This is a genomic window from Pseudomonas sp. GQ91, from assembly GCF_059758795.1.
On sequence record NZ_JCAXED010000003.1, the window covers coordinates 322,892 to 343,957 of the forward strand.

General features: G+C 54.8%; 19 protein-coding genes. 7 read left to right on the forward strand and 12 right to left on the reverse strand.

The features are described from left to right. Positions 1–159: 159 nt before the first annotated feature. Complete coding sequence (locus tag AC6CIA_RS06345) at positions 160–2,634, forward strand: P-loop NTPase (RefSeq protein ID WP_498311125.1); 2,475 nt, start codon at positions 160–162, stop codon at positions 2,632–2,634. A 459-nt stretch (positions 2,635–3,093) separates the two neighbouring features. Here the strand turns inward: AC6CIA_RS06345 and AC6CIA_RS06350 are convergent, their stop codons facing one another. Beyond that, positions 3,094–3,720 carry a recombinase family protein gene (locus tag AC6CIA_RS06350; RefSeq protein ID WP_498311126.1) on the reverse strand — a complete coding sequence of 209 codons (627 nt, stop codon included), beginning with the start codon at positions 3,718–3,720 and terminating at the stop codon, positions 3,094–3,096. Between the two features lie 172 nt (positions 3,721–3,892). Beyond that, on the reverse strand, positions 3,893–4,123 hold the full coding sequence (locus AC6CIA_RS06355; protein WP_498311127.1) for a helix-turn-helix domain-containing protein: 231 nt from the start codon (positions 4,121–4,123) through the stop codon (positions 3,893–3,895). Positions 4,124–4,269: 146 nt separating this feature from the next. Between AC6CIA_RS06355 and AC6CIA_RS06360 the strand changes: the two genes are divergently transcribed. After that, positions 4,270–4,575 carry a hypothetical protein gene (locus tag AC6CIA_RS06360; RefSeq protein ID WP_498311128.1) on the forward strand — a complete coding sequence of 102 codons (306 nt, stop codon included), beginning with the start codon at positions 4,270–4,272 and terminating at the stop codon, positions 4,573–4,575. Between the two features lie 609 nt (positions 4,576–5,184). On the opposite strand, the gene AC6CIA_RS06365 is transcribed toward AC6CIA_RS06360, so the two are convergent. The 4 genes from AC6CIA_RS06365 to AC6CIA_RS06380 all read right to left on the reverse strand — a co-directional run bounded on the left by AC6CIA_RS06365 (position 5,185) and on the right by AC6CIA_RS06380 (position 9,425). Then, a complete protein-coding gene (locus AC6CIA_RS06365) occupies positions 5,185–5,691 on the reverse strand; it encodes a hypothetical protein (RefSeq protein WP_498311129.1) in 507 nt (168 codons plus the stop codon). 100 nt (positions 5,692–5,791) lie between these two features. Continuing rightward, positions 5,792–6,499, reverse strand: a complete 708-nt coding sequence (locus AC6CIA_RS06370; RefSeq protein WP_498311130.1) for a hypothetical protein — start codon at positions 6,497–6,499, stop codon at positions 5,792–5,794. Positions 6,500–7,143: 644 nt separating this feature from the next. Further along, positions 7,144–8,655, reverse strand: a complete 1,512-nt coding sequence (locus tag AC6CIA_RS06375) for a tyrosine-type recombinase/integrase (RefSeq protein ID WP_498311131.1) — start codon at positions 8,653–8,655, stop codon at positions 7,144–7,146. A gap of 383 nt (positions 8,656–9,038) precedes the next feature. After that, the gene (locus AC6CIA_RS06380; protein WP_498311132.1) at positions 9,039–9,425 is read right to left on the reverse strand and encodes a VOC family protein; all 387 of its coding nucleotides are present in this window, start codon (positions 9,423–9,425) and stop codon (positions 9,039–9,041) included. 152 nt (positions 9,426–9,577) lie between these two features. Here AC6CIA_RS06380 and AC6CIA_RS06385 point away from each other — a divergent pair, with 152 nt between their 5' ends. Continuing rightward, positions 9,578–10,480, forward strand: coding sequence for a LysR family transcriptional regulator (locus AC6CIA_RS06385; RefSeq protein ID WP_339529159.1), 903 nt, complete (start codon positions 9,578–9,580; stop codon positions 10,478–10,480). Between the two features lie 57 nt (positions 10,481–10,537). Here the strand turns inward: AC6CIA_RS06385 and AC6CIA_RS06390 are convergent, their stop codons facing one another. The 4 genes from AC6CIA_RS06390 to AC6CIA_RS06405 form a co-directional block, all read right to left on the reverse strand. Next, positions 10,538–11,497, reverse strand: a complete 960-nt coding sequence (locus AC6CIA_RS06390; RefSeq protein WP_498311133.1) for a LysR family transcriptional regulator — start codon at positions 11,495–11,497, stop codon at positions 10,538–10,540. A gap of 137 nt (positions 11,498–11,634) precedes the next feature. After that, complete coding sequence (locus AC6CIA_RS06395; protein ID WP_498311134.1) at positions 11,635–12,822, reverse strand: cyanate transporter; 1,188 nt, start codon at positions 12,820–12,822, stop codon at positions 11,635–11,637. Positions 12,823–13,246: 424 nt separating this feature from the next. Next, entirely contained in the window at positions 13,247–13,861 is a 615-nt protein-coding gene (locus tag AC6CIA_RS06400) for an NAD(P)-dependent oxidoreductase (protein WP_498311135.1), read from the reverse strand. A gap of 33 nt (positions 13,862–13,894) precedes the next feature. Further along, a complete protein-coding gene (locus tag AC6CIA_RS06405) occupies positions 13,895–14,761 on the reverse strand; it encodes an MBL fold metallo-hydrolase (protein ID WP_498311136.1) in 867 nt (288 codons plus the stop codon). 114 nt (positions 14,762–14,875) lie between these two features. Between AC6CIA_RS06405 and AC6CIA_RS06410 the strand changes: the two genes are divergently transcribed. Together AC6CIA_RS06410 and AC6CIA_RS06415 are read left to right on the forward strand one after the other, a co-directional pair. Continuing rightward, on the forward strand, positions 14,876–15,790 hold the full coding sequence (locus AC6CIA_RS06410; protein ID WP_498311137.1) for a LysR family transcriptional regulator: 915 nt from the start codon (positions 14,876–14,878) through the stop codon (positions 15,788–15,790). Positions 15,791–15,880: 90 nt separating this feature from the next. After that, on the forward strand, positions 15,881–16,054 hold the full coding sequence (locus AC6CIA_RS06415) for a hypothetical protein (protein ID WP_339529165.1): 174 nt from the start codon (positions 15,881–15,883) through the stop codon (positions 16,052–16,054). On the opposite strand, the gene AC6CIA_RS06420 is transcribed toward AC6CIA_RS06415, so the two are convergent. Next, positions 16,051–16,947, reverse strand: a complete 897-nt coding sequence (locus tag AC6CIA_RS06420; RefSeq protein WP_498311138.1) for a helix-turn-helix domain-containing protein — start codon at positions 16,945–16,947, stop codon at positions 16,051–16,053. The genes AC6CIA_RS06415 and AC6CIA_RS06420 overlap by 4 nt on opposite strands. A gap of 188 nt (positions 16,948–17,135) precedes the next feature. On the opposite strand from AC6CIA_RS06420, the gene pobA reads away from it, so the two are divergent. Next, the gene (gene pobA, locus AC6CIA_RS06425; RefSeq protein ID WP_498311213.1) at positions 17,136–18,320 is read left to right on the forward strand and encodes a 4-hydroxybenzoate 3-monooxygenase; all 1,185 of its coding nucleotides are present in this window, start codon (positions 17,136–17,138) and stop codon (positions 18,318–18,320) included. A gap of 70 nt (positions 18,321–18,390) precedes the next feature. Next, positions 18,391–19,908 (forward strand): MDR family MFS transporter, encoded by a 1,518-nt coding sequence (locus AC6CIA_RS06430; RefSeq protein WP_498311139.1) that lies wholly within the window; start codon positions 18,391–18,393, stop codon positions 19,906–19,908. Between the two features lie 271 nt (positions 19,909–20,179). Here the strand turns inward: AC6CIA_RS06430 and AC6CIA_RS06435 are convergent, their stop codons facing one another. Further along, on the reverse strand, positions 20,180–21,016 hold the full coding sequence (locus tag AC6CIA_RS06435; protein WP_498311140.1) for a cache domain-containing protein: 837 nt from the start codon (positions 21,014–21,016) through the stop codon (positions 20,180–20,182). Between the last annotated feature and the right edge of the window lie 50 nt (positions 21,017–21,066).

Here is a 21,066-nt window from a genome sequence, read left to right on the forward strand (position 1 = left end):
TAGTGATGCTTGCGACCGCTCACCATCGCCATTTTGTGCTTTCATTTCAATTTCATTTCGGGTGGCCACTGAGTCCTGTATGCGAGGCTGTGAGCCAGGGTATTGCTGGTTGGTGTCATAATGCTATTATCATGCGATTAACGTAATAGGGATGTCAGCGTGAATCAGTCAGATATTGATATTATTAAGAATGAAATCGCCCCAGCAATAAATAGTGGTGAAATATCACTTCTGCTCGGGGCAGGATTTTCAATTACAAACAAGACTCAGCGGGGGCGTCTGCCTAGTGGTGAAGGATTACGTGATCTAATTTTGAGCGAATGTAATCTAACAGCTGGTCCAAAAACTACATTGAAAGATGCGTACGTGTTAGGGAGCCGGCAGATAGCCAATTTCAGCGGGTTTTTGTCGTCGTGCTTTGTTGTTCAGGATGCTGAGCCTTGGCAGTTGAAAATGTTTCAGTATGCCTGGAACAGAGTTTATACAACGAATATTGATAACGTATTGAATGTGGCATGTGAAAAACAAAGCGGTGTTGGTAAGCTTGGAGGGGATTTTAAATTCTTCAATTACTCTGACCAGGGCGTGTTGTCGGATACAATTGGTAGTATACCTGTAGTTACCATACATGGGACTTGTCTTAAGCTTGATGAGGGTTTTATATTTTCTACCCTCGAATATGCAAAAGCCTCTACTAAAGTGTATGACTGGCATAGAGACCTGGCTGCGAAAATATTGACGGGGGGGTTAGTTGTTATTGGTAATCAGCTCGAAGAGACTGATATTGATACTTATTTAGCCGCTCGAATTAGCGACTATCCTCATGCGGATACCTCCGCGAATAACTGGATTGTTATGCCAAATCCAGATGTAATTAAAATGGCTAATTATGAGGCCAATGGGTTTCGTGTTCTCGATTGTACGGCAGAAGAGTTTTTTAATACGCTATTTTCGTCTGTGGGTGCAAAAAGTATCGGCGAGATAATGGTCGAAAATGTACCTCAAATTAAAAAAGTGGTTGCGAACGTTAAGTCTTTAACTTGGTTTAAAGGGGCTTTTAGTTACGTTGCGTCTGAGATCGAAAGTGCAGCGAGTAAAACCGGCATTGTACGTCACTTCATTACAGGCGCTGATCCTGAGTGGTTTTACATTTACAATGAAGCTCATGCCAAAATTGGAAAGCAAGAGGTTTTGTCGTCTACCTTAGGGCGTTTACTGAGAGAAAATCAGGTCGGCTTGGGCGTCTTGCACGTAGTCGGACCTAGCGGTTCAGGTAAGTCAACGGCTATACGTGTTGCATTGCAAAGCCTATCTACCTCTTATCGATGTGTTTACGAGTTCAATGATGGGGCTGAACTGTCAACGTCCTACCTCAGATCAGTAATAGAAAATCTCGGGGAAAAGTCGGTATTTGTGTTTTACTCCGCGTCTGAATATTATTATTCTATAAGCTATCTTTCAGATGCATTGTCAGAAAAGAAAAAGCCCTATTGTTTATTTGTACTTGAAGAGCGAAGTCATGAACATGAAAGGAATAAGCGTCAGCTAACTCTGCGCTTTGAAGCTAACTATCTTCGTATGGGGCATTTGAGTTTGCGTGATGCTGAAAGTATCGCAAACAAAATTGATTATCATGGTTTTGACTTTCCGAACTTTTCGAAAAAAAGTATTTCTGCGCGTGCACGAGTCATCCTTGATAAGGAGCGCGGGTACTCTGGTGATCTCTTGACTACCTTGTTTTCTCTAACTTCGAATGAGAATTTTGAAAAGAAAATATTTGAAGATTATCAAACTGTACAAGACGGGCTGCCCAAACAAATTCTTAACTTGGTTGTAGTCATAAATCAGTTGGGTCATCAGCCTCCGCTTAGTTATGTTGCGGGTATATTTGGAATTAGCGTTGATGCTGTCTTGAGCGAGTTGGCTTCGGGGCTTTCAGGGATTGTGGTTCTTAATCAGAAAACAATGACTCTCAAGCTGCGGCATCGAGTGATTGCTGAATTCTATTATAAAAATTGCATTGCGAAAAACGGACAGGTTGACCTAATTGTATCTGCCCTGATTTTCCTTTCTCGACAATTTACTGTCGATGATATTAAGTTTCATCCTTTAGCTTATAAAATTTATAAGGATATAATATCTTATAACTTTCTTTATAAGATTCATTATCCTACCAATAGCCGATCTGCTGATACTGAGCGTACCTATCACGAAGTGCAGCAGTATTTTGGTCGGGATGGGATTTTCTGGCTTCATTTTGGACGTTACTATCGGAAGACGGGGCGACTAGAGAATGCAATTACTTGTTTCAGAACTGGGTTGGGGTATTATGATTCCTTTCAGACTAGGCATTCGCTAGGGATGGCTCTTTTGGAGACCTTCATCGAGGGTAACGGTGTTGATGCTGAGGCTTATACTGAGGGTGTCGTTCTATTGGATAACGAACGTATTAGTCGTGGTAATACGGATGCGTATCCATGTACGACGATGATTGGTTTGCTACAGCAGATTGAGAAAATACCGAATCATAAGACCGATGCTGGAACTCGGCTTAAAATTTGTATAAATATGGGTTTGGAGCATTTTCGTGATGATCCTCATTTTAATTCAATTTTAAAGAATCAGTTTGTCTAAAAACTGCTCGTTTTTATTTTGCAGCAAGCTAAATGATCTTGCTTGGTTTAGTTTGCTGTGACTTAAATTGGGTTTAGGGGCTCTGGATTGCTCAGTTACTGTGGCAAGGAATTACTGTATCTGGTGAGTTAACAGTAAGCGATCAGGCATTAATTATTGGGTGACTTTTTAGCTGTGATAGAACTGGTCGATGGCGAGTATGGCATTTCACTGATAGCGAAGCTTACAATTTTCGGCGTTTGGGCGTGTTGTATTGGAAAGAGGGATTGTGTTAGAAAAGTCTTTGTCTCGCCAAAATTTCCGAAGTGTTTTAATAGTCGTTTGACTTTGCGGCTATGAAAATAATCTAGCATTTTTGCCCGAGGGGCTTAACCAAGTACAAGAGGGTAAAATAAAAGCCGCAGCTTTTCTAAAATAAGTTTGGGCTCGCAGTTCCCCACGTCTAAACCACAAACGATGTCAGGCTGCCGCTGTTTCTCGCTTGATCCGGTAAACGGTAGCAACGCCACAGTCAGCCAGCTTCGCAATTTCAACAGCTGACATTGTTGGATGCTTTCGCATCAGTGCCTGTACCTCAGCCCACTTGACAGCATTCCTTCCTTTGCCTGTTGGCTTCCAATCGGGTTCCGCAGTTTTCTTGTTCTTCAAACCTTGCATGATGCGCTCCACGCGCTTCTCTTGATCCAGTCGTGCCATTGTTGCCATCAAGTCGATCAGCATGTTGTTAATCACATCCATGATTTGTCCTGTGATGCCCTTTGCTTCAACCAGCATGTGACTGGTAGGCAGATCAGCTACAACAAGACGCAACCCTTTGGCCTTGATTGTGGCTTTGAGAGTGTCCCAATCAGGTTGTGAAAGACGACTGAGGCGGTCTACAGACTCAACCAATAATACGTCTCCACTTTCGGCAGTATTGAGCAGGGCGAGTAACTGAGGGCGGTTGAGCTTGGTGCCACTGATGTTCTCTGCGTGCACGCCTACGATATTCAAACCTTTCTCGAAAGCGAACAACTCTAGGGCGACTTTCGCTCGGTTGGCATCTTGGTCTTTTGTCGATGCTCGGAGGTAAAGGTGGGCATTCATGGCTGGCTATCCTTTATCATGTTAATTGATAGATAAATGATAGCAGAATCATATAGCTTTTAAAAATAGATAATTGATAGCGCCTCACTAGCTTGTACCGCATTACCATATAGGTATGCATCATGAGTAGACCACCAGCAAGCAAGGTTGCGGCAGCGCCAAATTGACGCAATCAGCCTAGCTCATCTTCTACCAAGAGAATTAACACGGATGGGCTGCATTTCAACGCGGTTGCTAACTTAAAGAGGACTGCAATCGTTGGCTGATTAATGCCTCTTTCCATCAGGCTTACGTAATTGCGTTGCACATCTGCTTCCAGTGCCAATTGTTCTTGGGTCAAGCCTGCTTCTTTTCTCTTCTGCCGTAGCACATGCCCGAAGGCCAACCCGATCTCCAATGCCATCACTCCACCTTAGCGAACGGGCACTGTCGTGGTTGAGCATCAGCGGGTCTTCACAATATAATGTGAATATGTGCGCTCTTTGCTGTGATTAAGAGCTGAGCATGTAGGTGTTTTCACACCAATCGCCAATTCAACAAGGACACATCATGAATGAGCAGCTCTTCGTCCTCACCAGCCGGAAGCGGACCACAAACCATGTCTTGCACCTGCTGCTGTGCATCCCAACGCTGGGGGTATGGCTCATCGTCTGGTTGGTCGTTATTTCAATGAACAGCAGCCATAACAAGAAGATCGACAGACAGATTGACAGGATCGTCCAATACAAGGTTGACGGGTTGAGTGACTCCGATACCTTCAAACAGAATGAAGCAGACAAGGCTGACGATGACGCCTTTCACTGGAAGGTGATATTTGCACTCGTTGTTGTAGGGTTGTACTTCTATTATCGGTAGTGGTTGCCGGTCCACTCAGACCCCCTACATAGGCACGGTAGGTCAGCCATAGCAGGGCTTCGAGAAGCTGTCGCACACCTAAAGCGGAGCTTTGGGCTGGATACTCTGAGATAGCTTCGCTGATTTATTTGCACCGAAAGCGATGAGCTTTCAACAGGCCGACTCAGTAACGAAGGATCACTCTTGACCTGACGGTCGAGTAAAGAACCCATAAAATTCCTACACAAATCCAGCTCTTGATCTTCTTCTTCTTGGTGCGTCGTGGTTAGCGCAAGCTAACGATTGGATCCTTCTCAAGCTTCGCTTGGTTGGACGCACATCAAGGCGGCAGCCTTGGAAGGTTAGGGGATGATATTTATTATCATTCATCCCCAGCTCTACAAGTAGAAGTCAGCTCGTAAGCGCCGCTTACATTGATCATCTAGATGCTCCGCATGCGAGTAAATCAGAATCAAAAGCGATGTGTGTTGATTTAATTGTTTTGATTGAGTGCTAATCCAGAATCGGGACGATACGATGACTGCTCTGATCCATGCTTCGCATGAAATGGCATTTCGCCCAATGCTCCGCATTGAGGTGTTTTAAAACCTCTTTTATATCCTGCCGTAATTAAGCGGCGATATCGTCGGGATGCGTTGGCCCCCAGCACTCTGCATGGTCAACCTCATCCTCTAGTCGTGTCAGCACCAGAGGATGACGCTCCAGATAAAGCTCAATGCCCTTTAGTGCGGTCCGACCAGCAGCTCCAAGGCATCGAGCCGTGCGATCACTGACCGGTAATATGTCGTGATTGGTAATGCATAGCATGATTGCTTGAGTGGATATTTCATCCATGCAGATTACCTGACGTACCTTTGATGGGCTGACGTTAACAGTTCCATTGCTGGCACCCGCTGCTGTATAGACGCCGCCCATGACATAGTCATCGAGCCAGGACAGTTTTTGAGCAACTGCAATCCGAATAATTGGTGCTAAAGGATTCGCAAGCACTTTGGGCTTGGGGCCACGTTTTGAGCGGCCGGAAGTCGGCTCTGGGGTCAGTGAGGCGTCAGTCGAAGTATCGCTGATGTTGTTGCTGGGGTCGTGGATCAATTTAAAAACGAATGGGTGCTGCATGGATGGTTCTCCTGTATTCAAGTTCATTTCATAGGCGTGTGCCTCGTTAGTAGTGGTTGCCGCAGGCTTAGGCCTGCGGTGGTACTTGGGTGGACGTGAATCAGTCCCGGATGTGGCGGGAGCAGGTCCTTAGTCTCTGGATCACGCGCTCATCAATCTGGCCTTCGTACTTCTCTGGGAGCTCAATGCAATAATCACTATGAGCCGACTGGTAGGCTTTGAAAGCGTCAGAAATATCACTGAATTTTCCCAGTTCGACACGCTTGCCGAGCATCGACAGCGAAGACACAAATCCGACTCCGCTTGGCGCCACTGACACCCCGATGGGCAGCCTTCCGCGACGACTTCGGGTGTTCCTAAAAATCTGATTGATCAGCTTCGGAACTACCGAGCAATGCTCTGGTGAGTACACGGTGTTCAGTTGATCCAGAATGTCTTTGTCCAGCTCCGCGTCATCCTCAAAAGCATATGGTTGCACGGAGTACCAAGCTGCGAACTCCTGATAGTCCCACCACTTTCTACAGACACTGCAATCCTCATAAGCAGGGCGCTTCTTGGGGCCGTAAGCTCGCCGCATCATGTTGTGCCAAGTTTTGTAGGGCGTTCCCTTCCCTGTTTTGAAGAAGGGCATTCCCATGGCTTTACGACGGCGCCCCGAGTTGTAGCCAAAGCCGTAGGTCAACCGTTCATCCTTTGGCGGTGCGAAGAGTGGAAGCTCCTCCCCGAGGGTGTAGTCGAGATGGTGTCCTGCTACGCAAGGGTGTACGCGGATAGTTCTGATGGTGTCGATGATGCTGTGTTGTTGCATGTTGTTATCTCCGTTCAGTTGAAAAATGGGCAATAAAAAACCGACACATTGGTCGGCATCGGGCTCGTCATTCTTCTCGCTACGGAGGAGCAGGAACTCAGCTATTCGATGTCGTCGACCTCAATGTTGGTGCTGCTTGGATTGCGTTTGTCATGGGACTTCTCATGATTTGCTATGACCGTCAGGTGGTGGTCAGCCAAAATTCAGGCGTTAAAAAACCTCCTGCGATTTCTGGGCGATTTGTTCGCACCATGGTCGCGTAGAGGTTTTTAATTTGTCTGTCTACCTACTGGGTAGGTTGCTTATTCTACAGACTTTCGGCCGCCTGTCAATAAATTGTTGCGATCTAAGTCTAGATGTGATTGGGGCTTGGCTCGGGCGATAATCATTCTGAGCTCTCTAGCACCATCCGTCGTGCATAAATCAGTTTTCAGGGTAGAGAGAGCGTCCTGCTTAGCCCATACGTCCATATAAGCCAGTAAACATAGGGGTGAGGAGATGTTAGCGTCCAAATTGTGAGCAACCTGATACGGGTTATGTTGAGGTTATTTGCTCGTGTTCCTAGGTTTTTTTATATAACCAGAGAGATAGTTCTGTCTCTGTGCTCCGCCTTAGATGGTTAGCAGGGCGTACCGCCAACAGCTTTACTCCGGCGTACCTTCCATGGAATTGGAAATTATTGGCAGCAGGGGGATCTTAGAAATCGCCTCTAGCTTCTGTGCTGCTGTGGCGCCTTGGCTGTACACATCGAAAGTGACGGAGCCTGTTTCATGCCCAACAAGTTCAGCGATCAGTGCGCCTTGCACGGAGGCTCTATGAAGCTGTGTGACGACAGTCTTGCGGATGGAGTGAAAGACTTGCTGGCTGCCATATCCGTGCGCTCTCTTGAGCCTACCAAATGCCTTGGATAGGGCGTCTGATCGAATTCCGTATTTGTTTTTGCTGCGAGACGGCACCAGATACCCACCGTTGGATTGTTCAACCAAACGATCAACGAGAGCAGGCAGAGCAGGGTGGATTGGCACAACACGGATGCCTGCTGCTGTCTTGGAGTCGACAATGTCGAAGCTTTTTATACCGTCTGGCTCAATGATGTGTTCAACCGTCAATTGACACAACTCTTCGATGCGAGCGCCGGTGTAAGTGCCAAGCAGAATCAAGTCAGCCAGAGTGGTGTGGCCCTCGTCTAACGCTGCCTTATGTAGCTTGCTGATGTCTTCCAGATTGAAATCTTTCCGCTGTGCTTCGGCTCTGGCTTTGCCCCTCACCTGCGGCAGATCGTGATTCTCAAAGGGATTTGCACGATCCTTGAAATCTTCTCGCCAGCGAGCGTCGTGCTTCATCGCCCACTTCCAGAAGACGCTTCCTGCAAGTAGGTATTGTGCGAGGGTCTTGCTCGATAATCTGAGGGAATCCAGCCACTCCGACACAGTATCAAAGTCAAGACTGCCCTCTCTCGTCTTCAAGAAGGCGGAAAGTTTCTCCAGCTTCGACTCCTGCTGATCAATTGTCTTGGGGGCAATAATTCGAGCTTTCCGGTATTCGCGGAATGATGACAATCTGGCCTTGTTGATTGGTGACTTCTGCTTATGGGCTTTCGGATCAATCAAGATGCCCTGCATTTCACCTGCTTCGGTTGGCGAGAGCTCCTGAACGGATGTGACTACCTCACCGAACGTTTCAATTAGCATCTGTTGTGCGAGGTTATGCAAAGCTATTTCTCCATCAAGCCCCGGCATTGCGTAAACACGGTCTGCTTCTGCACGTCTCCGCCTTCCATTTTCGGTATCGTCAAAAATGAGCCGGTGAAGCTCCTGAATATCCGCTGGATCAGGAGGAGCTACTTCCTTCACTTCACCGAGAACGACACCTGTTTTGAGTTGGCGGAAAACATCATCAAATGCACGAGCAGACGTCGCAATCTGCTCTTTCCATCCGTCACCACGGCTCGCCCGTTTCTCGCGTGCAGCGTGAATCTGAGCTTTCCAAGAAGCCAGAACAGGCAGGCGTCGATTCATCGCCTCAGATCTCAGGCCAGTCTTCAATGACTGAATCAGAACGGTGTTCCCGCCCATAGCGTTTCGCACGTCCGGAGGTACTGCTAACCGCACATACCAAGTGGACTCGCCTTTCTTTTGAATCAGATTGTCAGCCATTGGCACGCCGGGAATGGGTGAGGGATACAGTCAATTGTACTACTCTATTGTACTACTATTCGAGTGTAAGGCGTTGATGTACCGCGTTTGTTGGCATTTCGTGTTGCTTATGGTGAGTCCCTATCTCTCCGCCATTATTCGAACACCGAAAAGCCCCTGAAATGGTTGAACATTTCAGGGGCTTTTTGTTTTGTGCGCGGTCAATATCAGCAGCGCTGCCAACAGCACCAGTCACTCGCGCAATCGATAGGGTTTGAGAAATCGACCGAGCAGGCAGAACAGCACCCGTGCGATGACCCGTTGGGTAATTTCGGGCAGGTGCGTCTCCGATCAGTTCTTGATGATCCGGGCCCGCTGAGATAGACCGTGTGCGGGGCTGAGGGTCAAACCGCGGTACACAGCTCCACCAGTGTCCCATCCGGGCAGCGCACATACGACACCACCTGGCCCCAGGGTTTTGAAAGCGGTGCTGACAGTTCGGTCGCGCCTGCGGCCAGCGCTTTGGCATGGGCAGCCGACACATCCTCAGTGACAAAACCCACCTCCATGCCCAGCGGCTGTGTTGAGGCGTGGGCTTCTACATGGCCGCCCCTGAAGTTCATTTCGCCTAATTCGTGAGCTGCGAAAGAGAGGGTGGTGTCCCCGGTATCCAGTTCGCCGTACGTCCCTGATTCATGCAGGAAGCGACGAGTAAAGCCGAAGGCATTCTCGAAGAAATCCAGGGAGGCGGCGACGTTTGGCACGTAGACGATGGTGTAGGCGAATTTCATGGCGCAGCGATCCTTGCTTGAAATGGACGTCCATTAGAGTCAAGCGCGCCACGTTCGTCAATCGATCACCGGAGGCTTGAACGCACTGCGCATAGACGCCGCCGCACGGTGTTTCTAAACTGCCGTCTGTCCTGGGCTGTAAGGCGCTCGTCATGAATCGCAATGAACTACGCAAGGCCGATATCAACCTGATGGTCGTCTTTGAAACGCTGATGCTCGAGCGCAACGTGACACGGGTGGCGGAGAAGCTGTTCCTCGGCCAACCGACCATCAGTTCTGCCCTCAATCGCCTGCGCACGCTGTTCAATGACCCGCTGTTTATCCGTGTCGGCCACCGTATGGAGCCCACGGCACGGGCCGAAGAGATTATCCGTCACCTGTCGCCGGCGCTGGACTCACTGTCGGTGGCCTTGAGCATGACTCATGACTTCGACCCTTCCGTCAGCACCATGACCTTTCGCATTGGCCTGTCCGATGACGTCGAGTTCGGCCTGCTGCCGCCGCTGTTGCGTGCCGTGCGCATCGAAGCGCCGCAAGTGGTGTTTGTGGTGCAGCATGTCGATTACTGGCGCATTCCCGACTTGCTGGCGTCCGGTGATATCACCGTTGGTATCACCCAGACGCGCGGCCTGCCGGCCAATGCCAAGCGCAAGTTGCTGCGTCATATCCGTCCCAGTGTGTTGCGCGCCGATGCCTCGGACACGCCGCTGACCCTCGATGAATACTGTGCGCGTCCCCATGTGCTGGTGTCCCACACGGCCAACGTCGCAGGTTTCGCCGATGAGTGGCTGGCGGAGATCGGACGCAAGCGGCATGTGGTGTTGTCGGTACCGCAATACAGTTCTTTGCCGGCCTTGCTGGCGGGCACCGATATGATTGCCAGTTTGCCGGACTACACCGCTGAAGCCATGGCCGCGTCGGGCAGTGTGTTTTGTGAACCTTTCCCGTTCGAAACGCCCAGCCTGGATTTATCCATGGTCTGGCTCAGTCACGTGGACAGCGATCCCGCGGAGCGCTGGATGCGCTCGCGCCTGGAAGCGTTCATGAGTGGTTGAGAGCGGCAAGTTGCAAGCCTCAAGCTGCAAGTTGGTTTTGCGTCTTTCTTGCTGCGTTTAGCTGGAAGCTTGAAGCTCGCCGCTTGCCGCTTGCAGCCCCCCACAGACCTTCGCCACCTGTTCGCGGAACCAGGCATTGGCGCTGTCCTGTTCGCTGGTTTCGTTCCATTGCATATCCAGGGTGAACCCCGGCAGCCCATTGGGTGCTTCGCAATGGCCGAACACCGGCTCCAGCGCCAGCAGCGCCTGCACCCGGCGGGGCAGGGTGACGATGAAGTCGGTGCCGGTGATCATTTTCAGCGCGGCGCTGTAGCTGTTGGCTCGGGCAATCACCTGGCGCTTCTGGGATTGGCGAGCCAGCCAACCGTCGATCATGTTGGTGCTGGAAGTCCAGGGCGTAGGGAACACATGGCGTCGGGCGACAAAGGATTGCAGGCTGAACGCGGGCTCCCGTGGCGCGGCGCGCTTGTCGAAGACGCAGACCAGGTCGTCCTCCAGCAGCATCTGGGTCTTGAAGTCTTTATGTGCGCGATGAAAGTTCGGGCCGAAGCAAATCACCAGGTCCAGACGTCCTTCGCGCAGAGCCTCGGCGGGGATGTCGGTTTCCAGTTTTTGCACATTGACGATCACCGGCAGGTCGGCGTGATCGAAATTCTTCAACAGCCTGGGCAGGATCAGTTGCTCGAAATACTCGGGGGCGCAGATGTTGAACGTCACCGCTTTCTGGGTGGGGTCGAACGCGGCGGCGCCAGAGTGGCAGAGATTGATGCTTTCGAGGATTTTCTGCACGTGACCATACATGGCACTGGCCTTGTAGGTCGGGCGCATGCCGGCACGGGTGTTGATAAACAGCTCATCTTCGAAGCTGGTACGCAGTTTCTTCAAGCTGTAACTGACAGTGGACTGGCTGACGAACAGGGTTTCGGACACATCGGTGACGCTGCTTTGTTCATACACAGCGATAAACACCATCAGGTCCTGCATATCGAGCTTTCTAAGCAAGTTGCTGTTTAACATCTGCGTCGTCCGTGAGCCTTTTGCGCAACCGCAGCGCAAACAGGACAAAATGTTACCGGAACGCTCGTGCCAATAGAAAGCTCTGTAGGCTGTTTCTATGTCTGTTGTGGGACAGATACTGTTTGGAACACGACGCGCTAGCGGATATGCCGCGCATAGTGCCGTGGATCGAAGCGCAAGACGATCACCAGCATCACCCCCATGACCACGGTGAGTGACCACCAGGCCCATTCAAAGCTGCCCAGTTGATCGCGGATCATCCCGGCAATCAGCGGTGATACGCCAGCGATCAGGTAGCCGATGCCCTGCACGAACGCGGTCAGCCCGCCCGCGCGACGCGGGTTGTCTAAATGGTCCAGCGACAGGATCAGGCTCATGGGAAACAGCCCGCCAATGCCCAGGCCCAACAGGCACGGCCACAACAGGCTGAGGTGTTGCGGGGACATAATCAGGCCACAGAAGCCGGCAATGATCAGTACCAGCACGACCGCGACCACGCCGCGTTTGTCTTGCCGCCGGTTGGCGATGGCCGGGGTGATCAGCCCCGACACCACTTCCATGGCAGTCAGAAAGCCCAGTAACAGCCCGGCATTCTGTTCGCTCCAGCCTTGTTCCACGTAGTACGGTGCCAGCCAGGCCAGGACGCAGGTGTAGGACGCGGTGCCAAGGCCGAAGAAAATCGCCAGCAACCATGCCCGGCGATTGCCGAAAAACGACTCTTGCGCAGCGTCGCGGGCTTGCGGCAGGGGCGGCAACACCGAGCGTTGCGCGTACCAGAACACCAGCGCCAGGACCGCGAGCACGGCCCAGATCGCCAGGCCGATGCGCCAACTGCCGGTCTGCATCTGGACGAAGGGGGAGAACGATGCCGCGAGGGCCGCGCCGCCCATGATGGCGGTGACGTACAGCCCCATGAACAGTGAAACGTTGTCACTGAAGCGCGATTTGATCAGCGCCGGCATCAAGGCCTGGATCAATGCAATCCCGACTCCCGCCACGATGGCGCTGAGGATCAGTTCGGCGGCGGAATCGAGAAACAGCCGCGACACGGTGGCCAGACCGATGACCAGCAATGACACGACAATGCTGCGGTGTTCGCCAAACCGCTTGGACACGCTCATGCCGAAGAACATCGCCAAGCCCATGGCCATCACGGGCAGCATGGTCAGTAACGCGGCACCGCTGAAGCTCAGTGGCACCTCGCCGCGAATCGACGACAACAACGGACCGACCGCGGCCATGGAAGGGCGCAGGTTGAGGGCCACCAGCACCACGCTGATCATCAGCCAAAGGGCGGTGGCGGGTTTTGCGTGAACGTTTTCCATGGGCGGGCCTTGAGCGGACAAGGGCATTATTAGGCCGGGCTGCAAGGGATGGAGGCAAATCAGAAAGTCGCAGGCGCTATTGAAAAAATGCGTCGTCGGGCGCTGTTTCGCCTGCCATCAACATCGCCTTTTGTGACAACCACTTCTTCTGTGGCGAAGGAGGCTTGTCCTGTGGCGAGGGGGGTTGTCCTGTGGCGAGGGGGCTTGTCCCCCGTTGGGGCGCGAAGCGGCCCTGAAAGCGGTCGCTGAGTTTTTTCTGGAGTCATGCGGTGTATAGCGATTGGGGCTGCTGCGCAGCCCAACGGGGGACAAGCCCCCTCGCCACAGGACAAAGCCCCCTCGCCACAGAACCAGCCCCCACAGGCTAGCTCCATTGCCACAGAGGGGGTTGCAAGCTTCAACATCGCTCTGTCTGCGTTCCCGCTTAGTAACCGACGGTGAAGCGCTGGCGTGAGTGTTTCGGGGTTTCCACTTCATCGATCAGGGCGATGGCAAAGTCGGCAAAGCTGATCCAGCTCCGGCCTGCGTTGCTGACCAGCAGATCATCCTGACCCAAGCGGAACGTGCCGGTGCGCTCGGCCTCGACAAACTCGGCCGAAGGCGACAGGAAGCTCCAGTCCAGGGCTTTCTCCTGACGCAGAGTGTCGAGGAAAACCGCACCAGCGCTGGCCTCAGCCTTGTATTCGGCGGGGAAGCCGGGGCTGTCGATGACTCGACTGCCATCCGGCAATAGCAATGAGCCCGCACCGCCTACCACCAGCAGACGTTGCACGCCGGCCTGCTTTACCGGGCCAATAACGGCCTCGGCCGGCAAAGTGGCGAAATGCGCGGCGCTGATCACCACCTCGTTGCCGCTGATGGCTGCTTGTAACGCCTGCGCGTCCAGGGCATCCGCTTGCTTGACGGTCAGGCCGGGACGCGGGGCGATAGCGCCGGTGTTGCGGGCAATGGCCGTGACGCTGTGGCCGCGACGCAAGGCTTCTTCCAGCAGTTGGCTGCCGGCGCGGCCGGTGGCACCAATGATTGCAATCTTGCTCATGACGTTCTCCAGTGCGGTAGGGGTTGGTTCAATTCACCACTTCATTTCGCCCTTGGCGACTTTGGCGCTCAGTTCCAGCGAACTTTCATCGGCCAGGGTCGGGTAGCGTTTTTTCATGGAGGCGATCAGCGCCGCGGAGTCCTTGGCCTTGGCGGTTTCTTCATCGAAGGCCTTGATGTAATCGCTGGTGAACTTCACCGATTCAGGTGTCGGTGTGCCGAGGTAATGACCAGGGATCACGGTCTGCGGTTGCAACTGCTCGATCCGTTGCAGGGTGGCCAACCAGTCGGCGTGGGATTGCGCACCCTGGGTGTCGGCCATCCACAGGTGAATGTTCTGTGAAACCACCACTCCGCCGACAACCGCCTTGAGCGAGGGGATCCATACCACGCTGCGGTCGGGCTGCGGGCCGTCCAGGCCGATGATCTGCAACTGCTTGCCTTCCAGCGTCAGGCTCTGGCTTTCCAGGACCTGCGGGATGATGGTCTTGGCCGGCTTGTCGGTGCCCATTTTCGGGCCCCAGTACGCCAACTTTCCGTCAACCGTGGCCTTGATATGGTCCACCACCGGTTGGCTGGCCAGGACCTTGGCCTTGGGGAACGCCTGGGTCAGTGTGTCGAGACCGAAGTAGTAGTCCGGGTCGCCATGGCTGATGTAGATGGCGGTCAGTTGTTTGCCGCTGGCGCGAATTTTTTGCACCAGTTGCTCAGCCTGGCCTTTGCCGAACTGCGCATCGACCAGGATCGCGTTTTTCTCGCCGCTGACCAGCACCGAACTGACCGGGAAAATCGCCGCTTCACCGGGGTTGTAGACATCGAGGGTCAAGTCCGCCGCGACGGCATGGGCGGCGAAGCCCAGCACGGCGGTTGCCAGTACAAAACGCTTGAGAGTGGTGAACATGTGCAGCTCCAGTTATTGAAGGGCCTTGGTGGGCGATGGAGAGAGCTTAATTGCACGGTTCACAGCAAAAAATGCCATGCTTGAACACAGTTTGTTTCTAAAATCGGGCAAATCATGGATCGTCTTCAAGCAATGCGGGTGTTCGTCAGCGTAGTCGACCTCGGCAGCCAATCGGCGGCGGCCGATCATCTGGACCTGTCGCGTCCGGTGGTCTCGCGCTACCTGGCGGAGTTGGAGGACTGGGTCGGGGCGCGCTTGATGCATCGCACCACCCGCAAGCTCAGCCTGACCGCCGCTGGCAGTGAGATCTTGCCGCGATGCCGACAGATGCTCGAGCTGTGCAGCGACATGCAGGCCGCCGTCAGCGAGCCGAACGATGCGCCGCGTGGCCTGGTGCGCTTGAGTGTCAGTACGTCCTTCGGCCAGGCGCAACTGGCGGCGGCGATGGCGGAATACGTCAAGCGCTACCCGCTCGTCAGCATTGATCTGCAAATGCTCGATCGCACGGTGAATCTGGTGGATGAACGCATCGACCTGGCGATCCGCATGAGCAACGATCTGGACCCCAACCTCATCGCGCGCAAGTTGACGGTGTGCCGCTCGGTGATCTGCGCGTCGCCGGCGTATTTGCTCGAGCATCCGCGACCTCAGCGGGTGGAAGACCTGGTCCGACATAATTGCCTGACGCATTCCTACTTTGGCAAAAGCGTCTGGCATTTCGTGGAGGGCGGTGAGCCGGTATCGGTGCCGGTGCAAGGCAATATCAGCGCCAATGAAGCCAGCACCTTGTTACGGGTCACATTGGCCGGGGCTGGAGTATCCATGTTGCCCACCTATCAGGCCGGCGACTACATCCGCCGTGGCGAGTTGATTCGCTTGCTGCCCCACGCCGAGCCCCGGCAGATGAACATGTATGCGGTGTACGCCTCGCGCAAACACATGCCCCAGGCGTTGCGCAGCCTGCTGGATTTCCTGGTGCAGAAGTTTCCGCAACAGCCGCAATGGGACGAAGGGCTGCAGGCTCGATAAGGCGGCTGAATACCCCTCGATACTGGCATCTCGCCCTGGCTGACCTATGCTGAAGACAGCACCTTGCTGGTGTGTCCGGAGGTCAATGCCATGACGATCAAGACAAGAAAGTACCTGATGATTTTCGTCCTCTGCGCCGTTGCCACGGCCCTTTATGGTACGGCTGCCTACCGGGCGGAGCAGGCTCGCCTGCAACCGGGGATGGCCGCCACCTGTAACCACGGGCCTTGCAGCTATTCGGCTACCCTGAGCGCGTTGCGCTAGCCTTTCAGGCCGGCGCTCGAATCGGCCTTCAACTGCTCCCGAAACGCTTTGGGCGAAAACCCGACGCGTCGGCGAAACAGCCGGGAGAAGTTGGTCGGATCGGAAAAGCCCAATACCTCGGACATTTCATTGATGGTCATGCTGGTGTACGTCAGCAAACGCTTGGCTTCGAGCAATTGGCGGTCGTGCATGATCTGCAACGCAGGCTGGCCGCCCAGCTCGCGGCAGGTGCCGTTAAGGTGGGAGACCGAAATGCCCAGCGTATGGGCCAAATCCTCGATCTTCGGGTGCTCGCGGTAATGCTGTTCCACCAACTGGGTGAAACGCCGGAAATATTCACGGCCGCGCGGCATCCGTGAATGACGGCGCTGGATGGCCTGTCGACTGATCCACACCAGCAGCACACTGACCACGGCGTGCATCATCATGTCGCGCGCCGGGAAATCTTCGCTGTATTCGTCCTGTAACCGCGCGAACAGGCTGTTGAGGTAATCACTGTCCTGGCCCGCCGGGTAACTGCCCACCGCACTCAAACCGTCCACCGCCGCGCCCAGTTGGCCTTGCAAATGGGCGATCAGCGGCGCGGCCAGCGTCACTACGTAGCCTTCGACATCCTCGGAAAAACGAAACCCATGCACGCACAAGGGGGGCAGCACCTGCAAGGTGGACTCCCTCAGCGTGCTGCGCTGGCCTTCGATCTCCAGTTGCGCCTGGCCTTTGTGGACATACAGCAACTGGCACAGGTCCGCATGTCGGTGGGGCTGGATTTCCCACTGATACTCACGGCTGCGCCGGGAGATGGTTTCGCAATGCAACAAATCCGGTGTCGGCCATTGTTGGCTTTCACCGTAGAGTTTGAACACTGGAATCGCGGAACTGGCAGCTCTGGTCATGGTTTCAATCCGATACTCAGGATAGTTGTGCGGTAATCGCCCTGATTGGCAAAAAGCGCAGGCTTTGGCTCAGTTTTCACCTTCTGATGCTGGCCGCTCAAGTGAAAAATGCCAGCAACACAAGCAATGACAACACTTTCACTCAATACGTTCGTGCAAAGCCACAGGCCATAAAAATAATGAAAACGCTGAAAACCCAAGTCGCCATTATCGGCGCCGGTCCTTCGGGGCTGCTGCTCGGTCAACTGCTGCACAATGCCGGGATTGAAACCCTGATTCTAGAGCGCCAGGCCCCGGACTACGTGCTCGGGCGCATTCGTGCCGGTGTGTTGGAGCAAGGCATGGTCGACCTGTTGCGCCAGGCCCGTGTCGGGCAGCGCATGGATGCCGAGGGGCTTATTCATGACGGCTTCGAGTTGGCGCTGAACGGGCACCGGCAACCCATCGACCTGAAATCCCTGACCGGCGGCAAAACCGTGATGATCTACGGCCAGACCGAAGTCACCCGGGATTTGATGGCCGCGCGTCAGCAATCCGGCGCGATCACCTTGTACGAAGCGCGCAATGTGCAGCCCCATGACCTCAAGAGTGAGCGGCCTTGGCTGACCTTCGAGCACGCCGGCGAGCAAGTCCGCCTGGAGTGTGACTACATCGCCGGTTGCGACGGTTTCCACGGAGTGGCACGCCAATCGATCCCGGCCGAGTCCCTGGAGATTTTCGAGCGGGTCTACCCGTTTGGCTGGCTGGGCATTCTCGCCGAGACCCCGCCGGTCCACGATGAACTGGTGTACGCCAAACACCCGAGCGGCTTTGCGTTGTGCAGCATGCGTTCGCCCACGCGCAGTCGTTATTATCTGCAAGTGCCGGCCGATGAGCCGATTGAAGAGTGGTCCGATGAACGCTTCTGGGATGAACTCAGAGCGCGCTTGCCGACGGATCTGGCCGAACGACTGGTGACCGGTCCTTCCATTGAAAAGAGCATCGCGCCGTTGCGCAGTTTCGTCGTGGAGCCGATGCAATATGGTCGCCTGTTCCTGCTCGGAGACGCCGCCCATATTGTGCCACCCACCGGCGCCAAGGGCTTGAATCTGGCCGCCAGCGATGTCAGCACCTTGTTCAATATTTTGCTCAAGGTTTACCGCGAGGGGCGTGTGGATTTGTTGGAACGCTACTCCTCGATCTGCTTGCGGCGGGTCTGGAAAGCCGAACGATTTTCCTGGTGGATGACCTCAATGCTGCACCAGTTTCCGCAGGCCGACGGTTTCAGCCAGCGGATTGCCGAGAGCGAACTGGCGTATTTCCTCGACTCCGAGGCCGGGCGCAAAACCATTGCGGAAAACTACGTCGGACTTCCTTACGAGGCTATCGAGTAGCTGGCTATCGAGTAATATGGCGGGCATTCCCACGGGCTTTTTTCCGTGGGCCTTGCCTGCAGGTTCAGTCGTGACTCACCTAAACTCGCCCGTACACGTCAATCCTTCCGTGCGCAGCGTCCTCGTCGCCCTGATGCTGGCGATCTTTCTCGGGGCCCTGGACCAAACCATCGTTGCGGTGTCGATGCCGGCCATTTCCGCTCGATTCAACGACGTCAACCTGCTGGCGTGGGTGATTTCCGGCTACATGGTGGCCATGACCGTGGCGGTGCCGATCTACGGCAAGCTGGGTGACTTGTATGGGCGCCGGCCGATGATGCTGATCGGCATGGGGCTGTTCACCCTGGCTTCGCTGTTTTGCGCCATGGCACAAAGCATGGAGCAACTGGTGCTGGCGCGCATCCTTCAGGGCATCGGTGCCGGCGGGATGATTTCGGTGAGCCAGGCGATCATCGGCGACATTATTCCGCCCCGCGAGCGGGGGCGTTACCAAGGCTATTTCAGCAGCATGTACGCGGTGGCCAGCGTCGCCGGACCGGTGTTGGGCGGCTATATGACGGAGTATCTGTCCTGGCGCTGGGTCTTTCTGATCAACCTGCCACTGGGCGCGGGCGCCTGGTGGGTGGCCCACCGTACGCTGGTGGGACTGCCGGTGCCGCAACGCAAGCCGGTCATTGATTACCTCGGCACGCTGCTGCTGATCCTGGGCCTGACCACGCTGTTATTGGGCATCACCGAAATCGGCCAAGGCCACTCCTGGCGCGACGATCAAGTGCTGGGCCTGCTGGCGTGTGCGCTGCTGGCGTTGGCGGTGTTCGTCTGGCATGAACGTCGTGCGCGGGAACCCTTGCTGCCGATGCACCTGTTCGTCAACCGCAGCGCGGTGTTGTGCTGGTGCACGATTTTCGTCACCAGCTTCCAGGCCATTTCGCTGACCGTATTGATACCGCTGCGTTATCAGACCGTGACCGGGGCGGGCGCCGACAGCGCCGCGCTGCACCTGCTGCCGCTGGCCATGGGCTTGCCGATCGGCGCGTACTTTGCCGGGCGTATGACTTCGGTGACCGGTCGCTATAAACCGATGATCCTTGCCGGTGCATTGCTCAGCCCGATGGCAATCCTGGGCATGGCCTTCAGTGCTCCCCAGGCCTTGGTCCTGAGCAGCGTGTGCATGTTGCTCAGCGGGATTGCCGCCGGCATGCAGTTCCCGACGTCCCTGGTGGGCACGCAGAATTCGGTGGCGCAGCACGACATTGGGGTTGCCACCAGCACCACCAACCTGTTCCGTTCACTCGGTGGGGCGGTGGGGGTTGCCTGCATGTCGGCTTTGCTGCTGGCGTTGTTGCAGGATTCCAGTTTCGCCAACCTTGCCCACGGCGCGCTGGCGGCCGAGGGCAGTTCGGGGAATGTCTTGCTGGACGGCCTCAACGCTGCACCGGGCGCCGCGCAAGATGCCTTGCGCGAAGAGTTGCTGGTTACGTTTCGGCATTTGCTGACGGTCAGCGCGGCCGTTTCACTGCTGGGGCTGGCGGCCGCGATTGCGATGCCCAACCGACTGTTGCGAGGGCGAGGGGACAAAGCTCAATAAACCGAGGATTCTACACAAAACTGACGAATTTCCCTGTGGCGAGCGGGCTTGCCCCGCGCTGGGCTGCTTCGCAGCCCCAAAACCAGTCGCTACGAAGTATCTGATGCACCGCATTCGGCTTGCTGGGACTGCTTCGCAGTCCAACGCGGGGCAAGCCCGCTCGCCACAGCAACCCTATCTGCTTGGATTTAAGCATTGAGGCAAAGGTGTGTAGATATCTATGCTCAATAAGCCTTGGACATGCCACCGAAACCTGTCCAAACCCATGTCGTCATGGGCTGTAGTAACCCACCGCCACCAGGAAGTGTCCGGTCTTGCGCAGGTAGGCATGCTTGTTTTCCACCCTGCCAGTCACCGGGTTTTTCCAGCGGTATTCATATTCGCCCTGGTCCTGTTCCTTCATCAGATCGAGGATCGGCTCGCCCACCGGCTTGCCGTCCGGGTCCTTGATTCTTGCGAAGTCAGTGTTGATCAGGCGCAGGTTGGTCCCGTGGGCCACGTAGCGCCGGGTGTCGAGATCGACCACGAACACGTACAGATCGTCCTGTAGAAAGCCGCCTTGCAACGCGTTGATTGCCTTGAGTGTGCCGGCCTGGTCTTTTTCCAAGTCCTCGACCGCCTTGTCCCGCAGCGCCTTGGCCTGCTCCGGCGAGGCCCGTGGCAGGTAATAACCCACGGCCAGAATGCGTTGGCCGATGCGTTGGTAGAACACGCGCTTGCGCTCGACCTTGCCGTCGTTCCAGTTCCTCCAGCGATACTCGGCCTGCTGGATGCCATCGCCTTCCGGCACTTTCAGCGCATCCTTGAAGGATTTCTGCAGGTCTGGCCCGAGCACTTCGGAAACATCACGGCCGATCAGCGCCGATGACGGGCCGCCGCTGGCAAGCAGGATGCCTTGGGTGTCGACCACGAACACGTACCGATCCTTGTCGACAAACTCACCCTGGCGGCTGAAGGCGGCAAACGCCCCGTCGCCTTTGTCGTGGTAATACGCCAGGGCTTTTTCCAGCAGTGCCCTGGCTGCCTGGGCGTCCTGTTCCTGGGACAGGGTGGCCTGGCTGAAGCACAGCATCAGCAGCAACCCGATGGCTCGGAGCATTCCCGTCATTGCGCGTCCCTCGTTCTGGTTCAGTGTTTCAAGAGCGTAGACGCTTGTCG